Origin of the sequence: Brevibacterium renqingii, assembly GCF_017808095.1 — a bacterium.
Taxonomy (GTDB): Bacteria; Actinomycetota; Actinomycetes; order Actinomycetales; family Brevibacteriaceae; genus Brevibacterium; species Brevibacterium renqingii.
The window spans coordinates 379,172-398,059 of sequence record NZ_JADBHG010000001.1 but is presented as its reverse complement, the minus strand read 5'-3'; the positions used below and the strand labels follow the sequence as shown (position 1 = coordinate 398,059).

Annotated in this window: 16 protein-coding genes; 5 read left to right on the top strand and 11 right to left on the bottom strand. The window is 68.3% G+C overall.

Going from position 1 to position 18,888, the window contains the following annotated elements:
- The first annotated feature begins 34 nt into the window (after positions 1-34).
- Positions 35-688: a deoxyribose-phosphate aldolase gene (gene deoC / locus IIE29_RS01815; protein WP_209323473.1), complete on the top strand. Its 654-nt coding sequence runs from the start codon at positions 35-37 to the stop codon at positions 686-688.
- 30 nt (positions 689-718) lie between these two features.
- Here the strand turns inward: deoC and IIE29_RS01810 are convergent, their stop codons facing one another.
- From IIE29_RS01810 to IIE29_RS01800, 3 genes are read right to left on the bottom strand one after another with little or no spacing between them, the layout of a single operon-like run.
- Complete coding sequence (locus IIE29_RS01810) at positions 719-1,150, bottom strand: hypothetical protein (RefSeq protein WP_209323472.1); 432 nt, start codon at positions 1,148-1,150, stop codon at positions 719-721.
- On the bottom strand, positions 1,147-2,988 hold the full coding sequence (locus IIE29_RS01805) for a phospho-sugar mutase (RefSeq protein WP_209323471.1): 1,842 nt from the start codon (positions 2,986-2,988) through the stop codon (positions 1,147-1,149). The genes IIE29_RS01810 and IIE29_RS01805 overlap by 4 nt, the downstream gene beginning before the upstream one ends.
- 11 nt (positions 2,989-2,999) lie before the next feature.
- Positions 3,000-3,809, bottom strand: coding sequence for a purine-nucleoside phosphorylase (locus IIE29_RS01800; protein ID WP_209323470.1), 810 nt, complete (start codon positions 3,807-3,809; stop codon positions 3,000-3,002).
- A gap of 44 nt (positions 3,810-3,853) precedes the next feature.
- On the opposite strand from IIE29_RS01800, the gene IIE29_RS01795 reads away from it, so the two are divergent.
- A complete protein-coding gene (locus IIE29_RS01795; protein WP_209323469.1) occupies positions 3,854-4,927 on the top strand; it encodes a GNAT family N-acetyltransferase in 1,074 nt (357 codons plus the stop codon).
- Here the strand turns inward: IIE29_RS01795 and IIE29_RS01790 are convergent.
- The 8 genes from IIE29_RS01790 to IIE29_RS01755 form a co-directional block, all read right to left on the bottom strand.
- Positions 4,888-8,712: an FtsK/SpoIIIE domain-containing protein gene (locus IIE29_RS01790; protein WP_209323468.1), complete on the bottom strand. Its 3,825-nt coding sequence runs from the start codon at positions 8,710-8,712 to the stop codon at positions 4,888-4,890. The genes IIE29_RS01795 and IIE29_RS01790 overlap by 40 nt on opposite strands.
- Positions 8,713-8,863: 151 nt before the next feature.
- Positions 8,864-9,301 carry a pilus assembly protein TadG-related protein gene (locus IIE29_RS01785; RefSeq protein ID WP_209323467.1) on the bottom strand — a complete coding sequence of 146 codons (438 nt, stop codon included), beginning with the start codon at positions 9,299-9,301 and terminating at the stop codon, positions 8,864-8,866.
- A gap of 1 nt (position 9,302) precedes the next feature.
- On the bottom strand, positions 9,303-9,794 hold the full coding sequence (locus IIE29_RS01780) for a hypothetical protein (protein WP_216629497.1): 492 nt from the start codon (positions 9,792-9,794) through the stop codon (positions 9,303-9,305).
- On the bottom strand, positions 9,787-10,224 hold the full coding sequence (locus tag IIE29_RS01775) for a TadE/TadG family type IV pilus assembly protein (RefSeq protein WP_343071757.1): 438 nt from the start codon (positions 10,222-10,224) through the stop codon (positions 9,787-9,789). The genes IIE29_RS01780 and IIE29_RS01775 overlap by 8 nt, the downstream gene beginning before the upstream one ends.
- Positions 10,214-10,483, bottom strand: a complete 270-nt coding sequence (locus IIE29_RS01770) for a hypothetical protein (RefSeq protein ID WP_209324171.1) — start codon at positions 10,481-10,483, stop codon at positions 10,214-10,216. Before IIE29_RS01770 ends, IIE29_RS01775 begins: the two co-directional genes overlap by 11 nt.
- A gap of 21 nt (positions 10,484-10,504) precedes the next feature.
- The gene (locus tag IIE29_RS01765) at positions 10,505-11,443 is read right to left on the bottom strand and encodes a type II secretion system F family protein (RefSeq protein ID WP_209323466.1); all 939 of its coding nucleotides are present in this window, start codon (positions 11,441-11,443) and stop codon (positions 10,505-10,507) included.
- Entirely contained in the window at positions 11,440-12,474 is a 1,035-nt protein-coding gene (locus tag IIE29_RS01760; RefSeq protein ID WP_209323465.1) for a type II secretion system F family protein, read from the bottom strand. Before IIE29_RS01760 ends, IIE29_RS01765 begins: the two co-directional genes overlap by 4 nt.
- Positions 12,471-13,694, bottom strand: a complete 1,224-nt coding sequence (locus tag IIE29_RS01755) for a TadA family conjugal transfer-associated ATPase (RefSeq protein ID WP_209323464.1) — start codon at positions 13,692-13,694, stop codon at positions 12,471-12,473. Before IIE29_RS01755 ends, IIE29_RS01760 begins: the two co-directional genes overlap by 4 nt.
- Before the next feature lie 376 nt (positions 13,695-14,070).
- On the opposite strand from IIE29_RS01755, the gene IIE29_RS01750 reads away from it, so the two are divergent.
- Genes IIE29_RS01750 through IIE29_RS01740 form a run of 3 tightly spaced genes read left to right on the top strand, consistent with a single transcriptional unit; the run spans position 14,071 to position 18,793 of the window.
- Positions 14,071-14,895, top strand: coding sequence for a helix-turn-helix transcriptional regulator (locus tag IIE29_RS01750; RefSeq protein ID WP_209323463.1), 825 nt, complete (start codon positions 14,071-14,073; stop codon positions 14,893-14,895).
- Positions 14,892-16,097: a hypothetical protein gene (locus IIE29_RS01745; RefSeq protein WP_209323462.1), complete on the top strand. Its 1,206-nt coding sequence runs from the start codon at positions 14,892-14,894 to the stop codon at positions 16,095-16,097. The genes IIE29_RS01750 and IIE29_RS01745 overlap by 4 nt, the downstream gene beginning before the upstream one ends.
- Positions 16,094-18,793 (top strand): multicopper oxidase domain-containing protein, encoded by a 2,700-nt coding sequence (locus tag IIE29_RS01740; protein ID WP_209323461.1) that lies wholly within the window; start codon positions 16,094-16,096, stop codon positions 18,791-18,793. Before IIE29_RS01745 ends, IIE29_RS01740 begins: the two co-directional genes overlap by 4 nt.
- Positions 18,794-18,888 lie beyond the last annotated feature (95 nt).

The following is an 18,888-nucleotide window of genomic DNA, read 5'->3' as shown; positions in this document are numbered from 1 at the left end:
CCTGACCACCCCACCAACCATTTCGGAGGAACCCATGACCAGCCGAACCGATGTCGCCGCGATCATCGACCACACCCTGCTCAAACCCGAATCCACGCCCGCCGACGTCACCGCGCTCGTCGCCGAGGCCAAGGACCTCGGCGTGCTCGCGATCTGCGTGTCCCCGTCGATGCTGCCGGTCGCCGATCCCGGTGAGCTCGTCGTGGCCACCGTCGTCGGGTTCCCGTCCGGGCAGGTCAAGCCCGAGATCAAGGCCGCCGAGGCGAAGCGCGCCGTGGCCGACGGTGCGGCCGAGGTCGACATGGTCATCAACATCGGCCAGGCCATCGCCGGAGACTTCGATGCCGTCGAAGCCGACATTCGCGGTGTCGTCGAGGCCAGCGGCAGGTCTCTGGTCAAGGTCATCATCGAATCGGCGGCACTGACCGATGAGCAGATCGTCGAGGTCTGCCGTCGCGCCGAAGCCGCCGGCGCCGGTTTCGTCAAGACCTCAACAGGATTCCACCCGGCCGGCGGAGCCAGCGCCCATGCCGTCGCTCTCATGCGGGAGACGGTCGGAGATCGCCTCGGCGTCAAGGCCTCCGGGGGAATCCGCACCGTCGAGGCGACCGAAGAGATGATCGCCGCCGGCGCCTCACGCCTCGGCCTGTCCGGTTCGAAGGGGATCCTCGAGGCGCTGGGCGACTGAGTCTCCGCACCTGCGCTTCCGCGGGGCCCGTCAGAGTCCCAGCGTCTCGCGGACCCTGCTCACCGCCTTCTGCGCCGTGCGCTGTCTGATCAGACCTTCCTTCGCATGCGCTGCGATGCCCAGAGTCGCGGCCTGCCTGTCGAGGACGATGATGACATAGGCCGGATTCATCGAGGCGAATCCGGAGCCGACGATGCCGCGCCAGACGGTCTGGGAGTCCTCCTGCTGAGCGCTGCTCGCTGCGGCGCCGAGGACCTGGCCGATTTCGGTCGTCAGGCTCTCGGCGTCTCTGCCGCTCACGTCGAGAACGGTCTGAGAGGTCTCTGTCTTCAGTCGTTTCGCCGTCCATCCGGCACCAAGGCGTCCGGCGCCGAAGACCGTGGTGCGAGCGCCGAGCTCAGCGAGCTGAGCTGCGAGGACGGAGTCGACCTCGTCATCGACCGGGAACTGATCGTCACTCACAGCCCGAAGAATTCCTTGAGCCCGGTGGTGATCGAGGTGAGACGTTCGCGCAGTGCGGGTTGGAGGGAGGCACTCGCCGAGGTCCTCGGCAGTCGCACGCCTGCGCTGGCCGCGGCCCGGGCGTCGGCCTCTGCTGCCGCCTCCAGTTCGGAGGGTTCGGCGACGACCTCGAGGTAGCACTTGAGCTTCGGCTCCGTGCCGGAGGGACGGACGATGACCCTGGATCCCGACTCCGAGAGCAGCAGGATCCCGTCGGTGGGAGGCAGGCCCTGGTATCCGGCCGAGAGGTCGTGGACCTCGGCGACGGGGGAGCCGGCCAGTGCGGTCGGCGGATTCTCCCGCAGCTTGGCCATGCCCGCGGCGATGAGCGAGACGTCGTCGAGGCGGAAGCTCAGCGGGGCGGTGGCGAAGAAGCCGTCGCGCTTCCGGATCCGATCGAGCTCGGCCTCGATGCTCGACCCCTGCGCCTTGAGCCGCGAAGCCAGGGCCGCGAAGGTCACAGCAGCGGAGATTCCGTCCTTGTCGCGCACCGCAGCCGGGTCGACGCAGTAGCCGAGCGCTTCCTCGTAGCCGAAGACGAGACCGGCGACGCGGGAGATCCACTTGAAGCCGGTGAGCGTGTTCACCGCCGGGAAACCGTGGCTGGCTGCGGCGGCGGCCAACGCGCGGGAGGACACGATCGAATTCGCGAACACCGGTGCAGCCGAGCCCGCACTCGAGTCCTGCGCCGCGTGATGCGTGCCGGCGGCCAGGCGGGTCGCGGCGTCTTCACCGAGGAGGAGCCCCACCTCATCGCCGGACAGCTGTCGGTATCCGGCCGCCGTCGAGGCGTCCGGGATGGCTGCGGAGAAGCGGTCGGCATCGGGGTCGTTGGCGATGACGAGTTCGGCACCGACTTCGCGGGCCAGCTCGTAGGACTCGTCGAGGGCCCCGGCCTCCTCCGGGTTCGGGAAGGTCACGGTCGGGAAGTCCGGGTCCGGGGTCTGCTGTGAGGCGACCGGGTGGACCGTGTCGAAGCCCGTGCGGGCCAGGGCCGCCTCGGCGACCGTGGCACCGACGCCGTGGAGTGAGGTGAGCACGATCGACAGCTCGGACTCCGCCCGCACCCCCAGAGCATCGATCCGGTCCAGGTAGGTCTCGACGATCGACTCGTCGAGGTGCTCCCAACCGGACTCGGCCCGGGGGACGGACGCGACCGATTCGATCGCCGCGATCCTCTCTGCGATGAGGGCATCGGCCGGGCTGACGATCTGTGCGCCCGCTCCCGCCTCGGCGGCCGCCTGGTCGGATTCGATGGCCGACAGCGGACGCCCACCCAGGTAGACCTTGTAGCCGTTGTCGGCAGGCGGATTGTGACTGGCCGTGACCATGACCCCGGCGTCGGCGCCGAGGTGGGACAGGGCGAAGGCGAGCAGCGGGGTGGGCAGCTGTTCGGGCAGCTGGATGGCCGCGCCCCCGGCGGCGGTGACGACGGCGGCGGTGTCGGCGGCGAACTCCGCGGACTTGTAGCGGGCGTCGCAGCCGATGACGACCCGGAAGCCCTCACCCACGGTGTCGGCGAGGAAGCGGGAGAGGCCGGCGGCGGCACGGATCACCACGGCCCGGTTCATCCGGTTCGGCCCTGCGGCGATCTCCCCGCGCAGACCGGCCGTGCCGAAGGCCAAGGGGCCTGCGAACCGGTCCTCGAGATCGGCGATCGCCGCGGCGTCTCCGGCCTCGGCCTCGGCGAGGATGCGCTCCAAGGTCGTCGCTGTCTGCTGATCCGGGTCATCGGCGATCCAGGCACGGACCACCTCGGCGTCGAATCCATTCGTGAAGCGATCTGCTACGCGGGTCATGGGGTCCTTCCTCAGAGCTTCGCGACGATATCGGCCAGCAGCTGCGAGATGCGCGGAGCTGCGGCGACTCCGGCCTCGATGACCTCGGCGTGGGAGAGCGGAGTCTCCTGGATGCCGGCGGCGAGGTTCGTCACCAATGAGATGCCCATGAGCTCGAGGCCGGCCTGACGTGCGGCGATGGCCTCGAGTGTGGTGGACATGCCGACGAGGTCGGCGCCGAGGATCCCGGCCATGCGCACTTCGGCGGGGGTTTCGTAGTGGGGGCCGCGGAACTGCGCATAGACGCCTTCGTCGAGCGTCGGATCGATGTCCTTGGCGATGGCGCGCATGCGCGGGGAGTAGAGGTCGGTGAGGTCGACGAAGTTCGCGCCTTCGATGGGGGAGGTGCCGGTGAGGTTGATGTGATCGGAGATGAGCACCGGTGTGCCGGCTGCCCAGTTGCGGTTGAGTCCGCCGCAGCCGTTGGTGAGCACGAGGCTGGAGCAGCCTGCTGCGGCGGCGGTGCGCACACCGTGGGCGACGCTGCGCACACCCTTGCCCTCGTAGAAGTGGGTGCGTGAACCGAGGACCAGCGCATGCTTGCCGCTGGCGGCGATCCTCACGGTGCGCAGGGTGGCACCGTGGCCTTCGACGGCCGGGGCATGGAAGCCGGGGACCTCGGCCGCGGAGATCTCGCTGACCGTCTCGCCCAGCAGGTCGGCCGCACCGCCCCAACCGGAGCCGAGGACGAGGGCGATGTCATGGGAGTCGATGCCCGCTGCCGCGTTGATGGTCGTGGCCGCAGCATGGGCGGCGGCGGTAGGATCGCTTAAGTCAGTCATGACGCCAAGATTATCAAGTTCCCCACCGCCCAAGGAGCGAGCACATGCCCATCAGAGAGCTGAGCGACGGTGACGATCTGCGCCTGAACGAAGTGTTCGCCGACGCGGACACTCCGGCCGGTCATATGGCCAGGTCCCTGTTCCGCCCGTCCTCGGACTCTCCGCTGATCCGCTCCGTCATCGCCGAGGTGGTTCCCGACGTTCCCGTCGGTGCTGCCGCGATCTCCGAATCGCCCCTGCACCCCTACCGGGCATGGGTGCACGTCGAGGTCGCCGCCGAGGAACGCGGGCACGGCCAGGGGCGCGAGCTCTTCGACGCCGTCTGCGCCGAGACGCGCGGCACGGCGCTCGAAGGTCTCGACCTGCGTGCCCGGGTCCAGGCCGGCAGCTCGGGGGAGGGCTTCGCCCAAGCGCTCGGATTCACTCCGCTGACGACGACTCGGGTGATCAGGGTGCCCGCCGGGGCCCTGCCGCCGTCCGGAGGGGGACGGGCCGAGGACCTCGAGATCGTGGCCACCGGTTCGGTGAAGCTGACGAAGGCCTTCCTTGCGTGGTACACCGCCGTCAACCGTGACGATGCTGTCGGCCCGCTGACGATCGGGCAGGTGAATAACGCCTTCCTCTCCGAAGCCGCAGGCGCCCACGGCGCGGCACTGCTGAACGGTGCGGCCGGGACCGCCGAGGCGGACGGACTCAGCGCCTTCGCCGTGTCCTATGCGCGCGAGGCAGACGAGACGGCCGGGACCCTGCCGGCCGCCGGTGACACCGCTGCTGGTCAGCCGGGTTCCGGACAGTCGGGTGAGGGGCAGTCGGGCGGTCAGGCCGGCTCGGCCGTCGTCGACCAGGTCGAGGAGGAAGCACCGACCGAGCTCATCCTCGGGTCGATGTTCGAGACCTGCGAGGATGCCGCTGACGCAGCCGGTGAGTTCTTCGCCGCAGCCGTCGCCGATGCCGAGCTGCTGCTGGCCCGCCTGTCCGTCGACGCCGATGTCGTCATCGAAGTCACGAGCGGGATGCCGGTGATCTCGGCGCTCGCCGACCGTCTGCTCGAATCGGGCGCGGCGGCCGAGCTGTACCGTTACGAGACTCTCACAGGGCCTCCTTCCGACGCCGCCTGATCGTGGCCTCCGGTGCTCGTCGCTGAGCGTTTGCGCAGCAGAGCTGCGGCTTCATCGGCGGTGAGGGTCCGGACAGCCCGAGCACGATCCTCGGTGACGAACCACCCCGTGCCCGGCCGACCGTCGAGCGGTGCCTGTCTGATGAGGCCGAGACCGTTGAGGTCGTGACGGCTGTGCGCACCGAGCACCAGCAGGGGCCCGAGTCCCTGTGCCTTCGACAGCGTAGAGCCGTAACCGGGGGTGAAGCGCGTCGGCATGGTGAGCACGTGGAGGTCACCGTCGAGCAGGTCCCAGTCGAGCGGTTCGGTCTCCCTGTGAGCGTCGTCATGGGTTGAGACCGCGGCGTTCGCCAGGCTCTGCATCAGCGCAGATAACTCGCTCTTCCCGCTCTGCGAGGAGCCCCGGACCGTGAGCACAGAACCGTCACGCACAGGATTCCAGAGCACGGTCTCGCCGAAGGCGTCGACGCCGATGGGGATGAGATGTTCCTGATCGGTGCCGAGGGGGAAGAGAAGCTCTCGGGGCGGTTCCTCCGTCTCTGTGATCAGGTCCGCGACTTCGGGCCCCGCGTGACGTTCGAGACCATACCAGCGCGGCGCGAAGCCGGTCCGAGTCTGTGCGGAACCGTCACAACCCGCAAAGTCGACAGGGCCGACAGAACCGGCAGAACCAGCTGGTTCTGCCGCCCTTCTGTCCTGCGGCAGCAGTTGGACATCGGCTCCGTCACCTCCCGCCGAGGACGCTCGCGGGCCGCGGAGCACAGCGCGGAACTCCGGCCAGCGGCCGGCGAAGCGCTGTCGGCTGAGACCGACGCTGAGGCCGTCCTCTCCTGCCGCAGGCGGGAAGATGATCTGGGTGGAGAACCGTGAACTCCTGCTCGCTGCGTTCCGGCAGCCGGCGAGGAGGAACACGAGTCCGGAATTCGTTCCGTGGCTGAGCAGACGTTCCAGACGATCGGCCCAATGATGATCGAGCGAATCGACGAGTTCGGCCCAATTGCCGCACACCAGCAGGCTCGGTGGCCGGTCCGCCCCGCTCGGGTCGAAGGCGAGATGGTCCAGGACGACCTGCATCCGCCATCCCGTATCCATTCCGCAAGTGACCTCGGCCCAATCGAGGGCCGAGGCGATCCTGCCCAGCGCGATGATGCGCCGCCTCGGTGCAGCGGCGCGAGCCATCCGCACGAGCACGGAATCCGTGACCGCCGGGTCGGCCGAGGTCAGTATCGTCGAACCGTCGACGTCGGGTTCATAGAGCCATATCTGCTGGTCCTGCTCCTTCGGGATGTCGATGATGCCGGTCACCACCGCGGGCTCGTCTCCGGAGGCACTGTCGGCGCCGGCCGATCTGTCGGCCAGTGACTCGGGGGTGAGCACCTCGTCCGCTTCCGCGCCGGTGAATATCTCCTCCGGTGAGGGAAGCGGTGGGAGCACCACCTGCCGCGGCGGCGCCTGTTCCGGCATCGCCGCGGCCGCGGCAGCGATATTGTCGACGCTGACACCTCTGAGCCCGCTGGCCAGGGACGGAACCGGCCCTCGTGTCCACGGCCGCAGACGCGGGCGGCGGACCGCCTCGTTGCGGGGATCGGTGCCGAAGGGCACGGCGACCCGGAACTGAGAGACAGCCGTACCGGTGTCCAGGCACGCGGCGCCCGGCTTGTCCGCCGGCAGCAGGGCCCCGGCCTCGCTGCCGATGACGTCGAAAGAATCGGTTTCGTCGCGTACCCGGAGGCAGACGCGGATATTGATATTGGCCTTCATCTGCCCGGTGACGACGCCCATGGGACGCTGCGTGGCGAGGATGAGGTGCACACCCAGCGACCGTCCCAGCGCGGTGAGGTGTTCGAGCAGGTCAGCGGCTCGTGGATGAGCGGCCATGAGCGCATGGAATTCGTCGATGACGACGACGAGGCGCGGCGGCGGGTCGTCGAGATCGAGGACATCGGCGCATCCGCGGTCGGCCAGCAGCCGTTCCCGGTGCGTGATCTCGGCGCGCACTGAGACGAGGGCGCGGAAGGCCAGCCCGGAATCGAAGTCATCGAGCACGCTGTCGGTGTGCGGCAGATCCTGCAGCGGGGCGAAGGTGGCGCCGCCCTTGAAATCGATGAGCACGAAGCGCAGTCGCCGGGGCGGGTGTGCCAGAGCCGTCGCCAGCAGCCAGGTCTGCAGGAGCAGTGATTTTCCGCTGCCCGTGGTTCCGGCGACGAGGGCGTGAGGGCCGTCGTCGAACAGGTCGATGCCGACTGCGCCGTGCGCTCCGCGGCCGATGATCGCCGGCCCGGGTACCGGGTGGCGCCACCGTTCCATGATGGCGTCAGGGGCGTCATCACAGAGCTCGCCGAGACCGTGGCTGGGCCAGGGCCGAAGTTCACCGCGCGTCTGGCGGTTCCGGTGCAGGGTGACGAATCGGGCGGCCGGCATGAGTGAGGCGATCAGCGGTCGGCCGGGGACGGGACCACGGGGCGCTGTCGATGCTGTCGTGAGTGCCTGGGCCAAGCTCCCCAGGGTCATCGAGAGCGAGGAATCGGTGTGGGGGCCGGAGAGAGACAGGGCCGCCGGGTGTGCGGTCTCATCGAGCCGCACATCGATGAGTTCCTCGGCCGTCGGCCCGTGGCGTGGCAGGGAGAGGCCGGGTGCTGTGGCATGTGCGCCGGCGAATTCCGTGCCGGCCAGCTCCGGCAGCAGCGTCAGCTCCGGGCACGGTCGCCAGGCGAAGCGCCGGTCGGACATCCAGGAGAAGGCCATGGTGCGCAGCTGTTCGACGTCACCTCTGACGGTCACCGCGGTGCTCATCGGATCGATTCGGATCGGCATCGAATCCAGCACCACCCGTCCTGCGACATGATCGATTCCCTCCTGCAGCTGCTCATCGATCGTCAGGTCGCTGAGGAGCGCTCCGAAACCGAGACACAGACCCGGAGCGGTGAAGGCAGCGCGACGGTGTGTCGCTTCGAGTTCGCACAGTCGCGTGCGAGCTTCGGCCAGAGCAGCGCTGCGGTCGCGTCGGCAACGGGCGGAGTCGCGGGTGAAGCGCTTCTTCTCCACGAAGTAGGCGATGTACCCGGAGAGCGGGGCCGAGATGCTGAAGAGCAGGAACCACCACATCCCCGTGACGACTGCCAGCACCACCCCGATGCCGATGGGGATGAGGAAGGTCCACCACTGCGGAGGACGGGCCGGCCGGGGATCGTCGATCGTCTTCGGAACGATATGTGTGTCCTCTCTGCGGTGCGGCGGCGGGGAACGGAACTGCGGCAGTTCTCCGGGCGCGTTCGCTGTGGACTGCGTTCCCGGGGTCAGAGCGGCACCCGGGCTCGGGGCGAGGATCGTCGCGCCTCGGCAGACGGTTTCCTGTTCACCTGCGGCATCGATCTCCAGGGGAATCGGCTGTCGGGACAGGCAGGGGTCGATGATGGTCAGGCAGGAATCGTGGGGAAGCCGGCTCAGCCGCGCCCTTCGTGGGTCGACGGTGAGGGCGAATCCCGAGTCCGGTCCGGCCAGGACGCTCACGGATGCCAGTTCGGCCTCGGCCCCGGATGACGTGGTCCGCAGGGTGTGTGCCCCGATGACGGTGATCGGGTTGAGGCTCTGCCAGCCTCCCCAGGTGATGGTTTCGAGGCTGCCCTCACCGAGCCGATTGCCCTCGAGGAGGTCTCTGGGCAGCAGAGCGCAGCCGAACAGGGCCCGGAAGACCTCGAGCACCGGCTGAGCCGAATCGGCTTCGATCCGGGCGCTCGTCACTTCTCCGTTCGCCTCGAGGCGATGGACGAGTCCCAGAGTTCTCATGAACACAGGATCTCTGCGTCGATGGGCGCCGACAAGACACCGACGGCCCACTGTGCACAGTGATTGTGCATCCACAGTGCGAGAACATGCGAGTGGGAACGCCTTCCACAGGAAACGGCGTCGAAGTGCCGTGAACGTGCAGTCGGTGCGATCAGGAGAGGCGGAGCGCGCCCCTGGCGTGAGCCGTGGCCTGAAGGTCGATGAGTCCGGGCACGAAAGGCGAGAGCAGGGGTGGCGAGTAGCTGGTCCGGAGGCGGATCCTCACCGAGTGCGCCCCATCGGCGTCGGCGCTCAGCCGCAGATCGTGCATGCCCGTCGGAGTCGGGACGGCCGCGAGATAGCGGCCCGCCGCACGCTTGGCCGCGGGAGGTGAGAACACGAGACCGGGGTCCTCACCCGGGGCGGGTTCGAAGGAGTCCGAGGCCGCCAGCGCCGCGGAATCGGCGAGGCCCTGCAGCTCCCGTCGGGCCATGTGCAGATCGGTCAGCGCCGCGATGAGGAATGCGAGGAGCAGGGCGATGACGACGAAGCCGATGGCCAGAGGTGTGATCGACCCGGTGTCCGACTCGTGGGTATGGTCCTCGATCATCTCATCCGGCTCCTGAGGCGACGACATCGGTGTGGTGCGCCCGCAGGGTGATGTGCGGGGCGTGTTCGGAACCGAAGAGGAGCGGGAGACCGGGCAGTGACACACGCGTCTCGACCCGTGCGGTGACAAGAGACCCCGCATGTCCACAAGGGCCCGCGCACGAGTAGGTGATGGTCGGCGCGGAATCTTCCAGGCCGAAATCCGCGAAGTGCATCTTCGCGACGGCACGGGCCCGAGCCTCCGAGGGGTTCGCATCGCGGGCCGCGATGCGCGAGGCCGATATCGCCGCCGAGGTGGTCGCATAGCTGGCCGCCTGCAGCTGGGAGAGGGTGAGCATGAGGTAGATGACGGGGATGAGCAGGATGATCGAGGCGAAGATGAACTCGATGACGGCGCTCCCGGCATCTGCCGGTTCGGCCGAGGGCCCGGTGTGCTCGTCCACATCGGTTTCGCCGCCGGTCTCGCCGGAGGGACTGATGTGGGCATCAGTCACGGTCGATGTCCTCGACGAGGGACCTGCCTCGCAGATCCCAGACCTCGGCCGGCCCCCACAGTCCGAGCACAGGCAGCGGTGTCCTCACCCGGACCTCGACGATCTCGGCCCCACCGCGCTGTGAAGTCGAGACGGTGACCTTCTGCGCATAGCGCTCGCCGACGGACACGCGGATCAGGTCCGCGGTCAGCCTCTGCCCGTCGCGTGGGCTCTGGTCGGCCAGACTCGCCTGTCTGGCTCCCGCGATCGCCGAGTCGATGACCGTGTTGCGGACGTGGATGACGAGACCGATCTGCAGAGCACCGGCGAGGATCAGGGCCAGCAGTGAGGCGACGAGCACGAACTCGGCGACTGCGGAGCCCGAGTCGGGACCGTCGATTCCGGAGTGCTCGGCATGTTCGTCTGCGGGCGCCGCCTGATCACCCGGCACCGCGGACCTTGTTCATGGCGTCCTGGAACATCGAGGTGAAGGCCTCACCGGCCAGTGCCCACAGCGCCACCACCAGCCCCGCGGTCATCAGGGTGATGAGCACCCATCCGGGCACATCCCCGCGATCGGGCGGATCGACGACAGTGCCGGCGTCTGGGGCGGGGACCTCGGCGTTGGTCCTTCCACCTCGGCGATCGGGTGGACCGGGAATCAACCCGAGCACGAAAGGGATGAGTCGGCAGCTGAACTGACGGAACATAGTGTCTCCTTCTTCGGGGTCTCAGGGGCTGAGGTCGAGGACGGTCAGGGACGGGAAGACGGCGAAGATGACGGTGACCGGCAGGACGAAGACGACGACCGGAACCAACATGCCGATCTCCTTCTTGCCGGAGAGTTCGAGCAGGCGGCGGCGCGACTGTTCGCGCACATCTGCCGCCTGGGACCGCAGCACTTCCGCCAGGGGAGTGCCGCGAGTCATCGACACCGCGAGCCCGTCGACGAATTGGACGATCTCGGGGATGGCGATCCGTGCGGCCATACCGTCGAGAGCTTCGACCAGCGGCGTGCCGGTGCGCGTCGCGGCAAGGGCCGCGCGGAGCTCGTCGATGAGATCACCCGAACAGGTCCGGCACACCCGTTCGAGCGCCTCCACGATCCCCTCGCCTGCGGTGATCGACAGGGCAAGCAGCTCCGCCACGGTGGGGAACTCGGCGAGCACCCGTGATTCGTGGCGGCTGATGGCCTGGCTCAGGCGCCAATCGTTGAACACATGGCCGGCGATGCCGCCGCTGATGACGAGGACGAAGGTGACGATGGGGGAGAAGCCGCGCTGAGCCGACAGCAGTCCGGCCAGCCCACCGGCGGCGATCATCCCGACCAGGATGCTCAGCACCTGGTTGATCCGGAAGCGTTCGATCGTCGCGTTTCCTCCGAGGCGGTCGATGCGCTGCCGCAGCGTGGCATCGGTGGTGATGCGCGAAGTGACCCACAGAGTCGAGGTCAGCAGCAGAGACTTCGTGACACCGACGAATCCCTCCGAGCGAGGCGTCGGGGGAGCGTAGACATCGATCAGGGACTCCTGATCGCGCAGATAGGGAGCGATCCGGGAGGACAGGGTCGGTCGGCGCAGAGGCGGGAGGGAGAAGATGAATACGCACAGGGCCAGACCGTTGAAGAGCCCGAGGCCGAGCACACTCAGCGGTTCGTCGAGGATGCTCATGCCGCCTGTCCGCCCTGTCGATCCCCGCCGATGGTGCGTCCGCTCGACCCGTGCGAATGCGGTCCTGAGGAGCCGAGCCTTCCGAAACCGCTCAGCCCCTGTGCCCCGGTCTCGTCCGCGGCGTCGGCGAAACGTCTGGTCGCGGAGCTGAGCGAGGAGCCTTCGATCACCCGCGGCTCCGTCGGAAGGCGTCCGATGCGCTTCATCGCCTGATAAGCGAGCAGTGAGACGACGAATCCCGCGGCCAGGAGGATCAGCCCGGTCCGGGAGTTGTAGGCGGTGGCTGTCTCCGGTCTGGTGGAGAGGAAAGCGAGCACTGCCCAGGGAGCGGCGACGGCCAGGCGGGCGCCGTTGACCGTCCACTGCTGCCGGGCGGTCAGCTCGTTGCGGGTGCGGGCGTCGTCACGTACGAACTGCGCCAGGGCACGCAGCATGGTGCCCAGATCGCTGCCGCCGACCTGCCGGGTGACGCTCAGAGCCACGACGATGCGGTCGGCGACCGGGTCGGCGCTGACCTGGCGGAACCTCTCGAGCGCCAGGGCGAAGGACCCGCTGGCCCTGTACTCCTCGGCGAAGACCTCGAACAGGGGGCGCAGGGGTTCGGGCCCGCGCTGCGCCAGCGAACTGAGTGCCTCGGGAAGGGAGAGCCCTGCTCGGACACCGGAGTTGAGGTGGTCGAGAGTCTCCGGCCACAGCTCACGGCGCATCACCTGCCGACCGCGGGCCCGATGCTGCAGGATCCGGTGCGGCAGCCAGGAGCCGAAGAGGCCGAAGCACAGGGCGATCGCCCAGGAGCCGGTGAGGACGGTGGAGATGACGGAGACGACACAGAAGACCGCGACAGAGATGAGCAGCAGATGCGCGGGCCGCAAGCGCGGGAAGCCTGCGCCTGTGAGCATGTCGTCGATCTCGCGCACCCACCGCCGCTGCGTCCTGGCCCCTGTCGGGGGCTGCCACAGGGACATCCAGATGAGGAACAGACCGGCACCGAGGCAGGCGCCGATGAGCAGGCTGTACTGCGAATAGCTCACGCCGCCTCCAGAATGGCGTGCAGATCTCTGCCGATGGTGACGAACCGCTCGCCGAGGTGGCCGAACCCCTGACCGCGGATGAGCTGTCCGCGCGGGGAATGGAAGATCGTATCGAGCTCGACGACATCGCCTTCGACTCCTCCGGGCACGGCGCAGATCTCGTCGACGCGCCGGAGTCCCGAAGGGTCCCTGCGCAGATGGACGACGATGTCGAAGCTGCCGGCGACGGTGGGTACGACGAAGGCGGAGGAGATGTTCGCCCCGGCCAGCAGGGGCAGGGTGGAGATCTTCGTGATGGCGGCGCGGGCGGAGTTCGCATGGATGGTGCCCATCCCGGGCAGGCCTGAATTGAGTGCGACGAGGAGGTCGAGGCTCTCGGCTTCTCGGACCTCACCGACGATGATGCGGGTCGGACGCATGCGCAGCGCTTCTTTGACCAGGTCCCGCAGGGTGACCTCGCCGGTGCCTTCGAGTGAGGGCTGTCGACACTGCATCGGCACCCAGTCGCGACTGGGCAGGTTGAGTTCGAAGACCTCCTCACAGGAGATCGTGCGCTCCCTGGCCGGGATCGACCCGGCCAGAGCGTTGAGCATGGTGGTCTTGCCGGCCTGAGTGGCTCCGGAGACAAGGATGTTCGCGCCGCAGGCGACCGCCGCGTCGAGGAACTCGGCGGCACCGGGTGTCAGCGAACCCTTCGACACGAGGTTCGCGAGACTGCGCGGCCGGGCGATGAACTTGCGGATATTCACGGCCGGATGTGTTCGCGTGATGTCGGGCAGCACGACATGCAGACGAGACCCGTCGGGCAGCATGGCGTCGACGAACGGCTGGGACAGGTCGACACGGCGGCCGGAGGTCCGCAGCATTCGCTCGATCAGGTCGTCGAGCTCACCGACGCTCAGCTTCGTCGTCGTCAGCTGGTGGATGCCGTCGACGGCGATGAAGACCTCACTCGGGCTGTTGACCCAGATCTCCTCGACGTGCGGATCATCGAAATAGTCCTGCAGGGCGCCGAAGCCCGAGAGCTGATTGTCGATGTGGCGGAAGGTCGCTTCTCTGTCTTCGAGGACAGGCAGATCGGCGACGAGGCTGCGCTCGTCGTATTCTGCGATGACGGTGCGAATGAGCTCGCGGGATCGCTGAATATCGGCGCGCGGGTCCACATCGAGATCTCTGATCCGCTTGTGGACCTCGCTGGTGATGACTTCGGTGGCTTCCACGGTGAACCCTTGCCCAGATCAATCAAATGACAGCGAGATTTGCTGTTTAACCTATCTGTAGTCGAATGAAGAATCCAGTGATTTCTCAGATCTGTGGATAACTTTCGTTCGGCCCTAAAGTGACACGGATGTAGTTACACGCGCCGTATCGGCTCGTGCAATCCACTGCCGGAGCCCTGAGCCTGAAACCGGCGGCGACCGGAACCCTGTTGCGCACCGACGGGATCCGGTATACATTTTCTTCACCGATCACCGGGGCGAAATGACACGAGCCGCGCCGCCGGCGGGATGAATAGGATCTCCCGCCGGCGGCGCTTGTGGTATCGATCATGGGCCGGGCGCGGCTCACTGGATGCCATTTATTACAATGGGAACCGTGAAAAACAATCGCGGCCACACAGACAGGGATTCGGCGGCGCTCGGGCCGGAGCCGGCAGCCCCGCAGACGGATCTGACCCCGGCGGTCGCCTTCGTCCACGAACACCTCGCCTCCCAGGCGGGGGCGGTGACGATCTCGGCCCTGGCAGCCATGACCGGACTGCATCAGAACACCGTGCGCGAGCATCTCGACCAGCTGGTCGAGGCCGGCGCGGCCACGAAGTCCAAGGCGGCATCGACGGGGCGGGGACGACCGGCTTGGCTGTATCGAGCCGCCGGCTCCCCGCAGACGGGAACCTCCGAATACCTCGGGCTCGCCTCGGTGCTGGCTGCTCATATCGCTCGCACGAGCGCAAACCCGCGCGAGGACGGAATCGCGGCCGGAATCGGCTGGGGCCGTGACCTCGCCCGGGAAGCCGCCGAAACGCGCGCCGAGGCGGACGCCTCCGAGGGCGGAGCGGCGAGATCTGCTGCCGTCGAGCAGATCTCGGCCGTCGCGGAGACGGTCACCCTGCTCGACGAGCTCGGCTTCGCCCCCGAGCCGGCGGACACGACCGCGAGCGCCGAGGCCGCCACCGATCGGCGCAGCTTTCGTCTGACCCGGTGCCCGCTGCTCGAGGCCGCCCATGAGCATCCCGACATCGTGTGCGGAGTCCACCTCGGTCTGGTCCGCGGCGCGCTCGAAATCTTCGGCGACGCGACGGCCGACAGCGAACTCGAACCCTTCTCCGAGCCCGGTGCCTGCCGTCTGCACCTGCAGGACAGGGCATCCGACACCGCCGATGCATCCGTGACGACCTCGGCTCGAAAGCCCGACCAGTGATCCGCCGTCTCGCCTTCCTCGTCCCCGCCGGACTGGCGATGCTCGCCGGTCTCGACGCCGCCCTGCTCCTCCTCGGGGTCTGGGCTCCTGTGAGCACAGCCGATCTGCCCGATCTGCACGGCATCCTCATGGTCTTCGGGTTCCTCGGCACCGTCATCGCCCTCGAGCGCGCTGTGGCGCTGGCGAAACCGGTCGGGTTCCTCGCCCCCGGACTCCTCGGGCTCGGCGCCATCGCCGTGCTCACTCCTGCCCCGCTCATCGTCGGACAGCTCGGACTCACAGTCGGCAGTCTGGCCCTGACCGTGCTCTACATTCCCCTGTTCAGACGCAACTTCGACGACGCCATCCTCATCCAGGCCCTCGGTGCCGCCCTGCTCACCGGCGCAGCCCTCATGTGGCTCGGCGGGGCTCCGGTGTCGAATCTCATCGGCTGGATGTCGGGGTTCGTCATCCTCACCATCGCCGCTGAGCGGCTCGAACTCGCCCGAGTGAGCATCAGCGGCTCGGCCGTGAGAGTGCTGCGTCTGCTCGTCGCGGTCTTCGTCCTCGCCGTTCTCGTGGCACTGCTGTGGCCGGGCATCGGCACTCCGCTGCTGGGCATCGGTCTGCTCGGCCTCGTCGCCTGGCTGACCGGCAACGACGTCGCCCGCCGCACCGTTCGCGCACCCGGCCAGACCGGGTACATCGGAGCCTGCCTGCTCGCCGGCTACGTCTGGTTGGCCGTGGCCGGGATCATCTGGGTCCTCGGCGGTCCGGCTGCTGACACCCGCGCCTTCGACGCCACCGTGCACGCGGTCTTCCTCGGGTTCGCGATCTCGATGATCATGGCCCACGCCTCGGTCATCCTGCCTGCCGTTCTGCGGGTCCGTCTGCCGTACAACCGGGGCTTCTACATCCCTGCCATGCTGCTGCACCTCGGGCTGATCCTGCGCATCGGCCTCGGGGACGGCTTCGGACTCGACTGGGCCCGGCAATGGGGCGGAGTGCTCAACGTCATCGCCCTCCTCGGGTTCGCGCTGCTCGCGGCCGCCTCGGCGATCATCGCCACGAACCGGCGCAGCCGCCCCACGAAACCGACCCGCACAGCCAGACCCGGCACTCCGGCCGAGCCGACGGCGCCCGGCGATGCCGCCGCAGGCACGTCGCCGGCAGCCGCGCCGGACACGAAGTCGCCGCTCACGGAGGAGGACACGACACGATGAGCCCGCAGCTGTCCTCCCCAGGCGACCGCGACCGCGTCCCGAGTGACGCCGGCACAGCCGACCGCGATGCGGAACTCGGCATCGGCCGCGGCCGCTGGCTCATCCGCGACCTGCCCGTCGTGATCTGGATCGTCTTCCTCATCATCGTCGTCGGCGCCCACCCCGGTCTGCCCGTGGCGCGGTGGCTGATGATCCACCTCCTCGTCCTCGGCGCGGTCAGCCATTCGATCCTCGTGTGGTCCCAGTACTTCGCGCAGGCACTCCTGCACACGCCCACCTCGGCAGATGATCGCCGCAGCCAGAGCATCCGGCTCGGACTCATCAATTCCGGCACGCTGGTCGTCATCACCGGCATGATGACCGCGATCTGGGCGATCGTCATCATCGGTGCCGCAGCGGTGGCCGCCGCCGTCGTCTGGCACGGGGCCGACCTGTGGAACAAGGTCCGGCACGCCCTGGCCTCCCGCTTCGCCGGGACCGTCCGCTACTATCTCGCCGCCGCGGCGATCCTGCCCGTGGGCGTGACCTTCGGCGTCATCCTCGCCCGCGATATCGCCGATCCCTGGCACTCGCGACTGCTCGCCGCCCATGCCCTGCTCAACCTGCTCGGCTGGATCGGACTGACCGTCATCGGCACGCTCATGACCCTGTGGCCGACGATGCTGCGCACGAAGATCGTCGCCGGCGCCGAGGCGGCCGCCCGCCGCGGTCTTCCCCTCCTTCTCGTCGGGCTGGCCATCGCCCTGGCCGCATCGCTGCTGGTCGCACCGTGGGCCGCGGGCATTGGGCTGCTCGGCTACCTCGCCGGCCTCGGCCTCGTCGCCGTTCCCTTCGTTCGCGCCGGTATGGCGAAACCGCCTCGGGAGTACCCGACCTATTCGGCCGCGGCGGCCATATCGTGGCTGGCCATCTGCCTCATCGCGACCGCCTGGGTGTTCTTCACCTCCGCGGACTGGGCCGAGGCCACATCCGGATTCACCTGGCTGACGCCGGCGCTGGCGGCCGGGTTCGCCGCGCAGATCCTCTTCGGCGCCCTGTCCTACCTCCTGCCGGTCGTCCTCGGCGGGGGACCGGCTGCAGTGCGGGCCGCGAACCGGGAGTTCAATCGGCTCGCCGCGTTCCGCGTGACCATCATCAACCTCGGCCTGGCCGTCTGCCTGCTGCCGGTGCCCAGCTGGGTGCGGGTCCTCTGTTCGGGTCTCGTGGCTCTGGGGCTGGCCCTGTTCCTGCCCTTCCTGTTCCGCGGACTGCGAGCCTCCCGCCGCGCGAAGGCGAATCCGCACGATGTGCAAGCCCAGAAACGCCCGACGAGGCAGGAGCGCGCTGCTGCGAAGAAGCTCGACGACCGGCGGGCCCTGGCCTCGGCCGCCTCGGGGCTGGCGCTCGTGCTCATCGCCGTGGCCGGGGGAGTGGCCATCGATCCAGCCGCCACGACCGCGGTCACGGCTCAGTCCGCCTCGGCGGGGGTGACTCCGACGGGGGAGACCACGCGGGTGAGCGTCGAGGCGAAGGACATGCGCTTCACTCCGGCGAAGGTCGATGTGCCGGTCGGCGACCGACTCATCATCGAGGTGAAGAACACCGATGACCAGGACGTCCATGACCTCGTCCTCGAAGGCGGCGTCGACAGCGGCCGGTTGAGCCCCGGCGAATCTGCGACCCTCGATGTCGGCATCGTCGGTCAGGATCTCGACGGCTGGTGCTCGATCGCCGGCCACCGGCAGATGGGCATGGTCTTCGCCGTCAACGCCACAGGAGCCGATGCCGCAGGCAGTGAGGACCAGGGCTCGGCCGGTGACGGGAGCGGCTCGGCGGCCGATGACCTCGACTTCATGGCAGAGCCCGGCCCCGATTTCACCGCCCGCGACGCGACGCTGCCGCCGGCTCCCGAAACGACGACGCACAAGAAGACCTTCACCATCAGCGAGGTCGAACGCGAGGTCGCCGTCGGGGTCAAGCAGAAGCTGTGGCTGTTCAACGGCACGATGCCCGGCCCGACCCTGCGCGGAAAGGTCGGCGACACGTTCGAGATCACCCTCGTCAACGACGGGTCGATGGGTCACTCGATCGACTTCCACGCCGGAGAGCTGGCCCCTGACCAGCCGATGCGCACGATCGCGCCCGGTGAGTCGCTGACCTACACGTTCACGGCCACCCACTCGGGCGCCTGGATGTACCACTGCGCGACTATGCCGATGTCGAGCCACATCGCCAACGGCATGTTCGGAGCCGTCATCATCGACCCGTCGAACCTGCCCGAGGTCGACCGCGAATACTTCATGATCCAGTCAGAGCTCTACCTGGGCCCGCAGGGCGGAGTCGTCGACCCCGATAAAGTGGCTCGCGAGGAGGCCGACGCCGTGGTCTTCAACGGCTTCGCGAACCAGTACGACCACGATCCGATCCGCGCGAAGGTCGGCGAGCGTGTGCGCATCTGGGTCGTCGACGCCGGACCGAATCGACCGAGCGCCTTCCACATCATCGGCGGACAGTTCGACACGGTGTTCAAGGAAGGCGCCTACCAGCTCAAGCGCGGCAATGCCGAGAAGGGCGGCAGCCAGACGCTCGATCTCGCGCCTTCCCAGGGCGGGTTCGTCGAGCTCGAATTCGCCGAGGCGGGCCACTATCCCTTCGTCACCCACACCATGGTCGACGCCGAGCGCGGTGCGCACGGGACCGTCGAGGTCACCGACTGACCCGTCCGCGCGCCGTCCGGCCGCTGCGTGTCCGCATTGCGGGTGACCTCTTCTCAAATTCTACGACGTGTAGAAAATGTTCTACACGTCGTAGT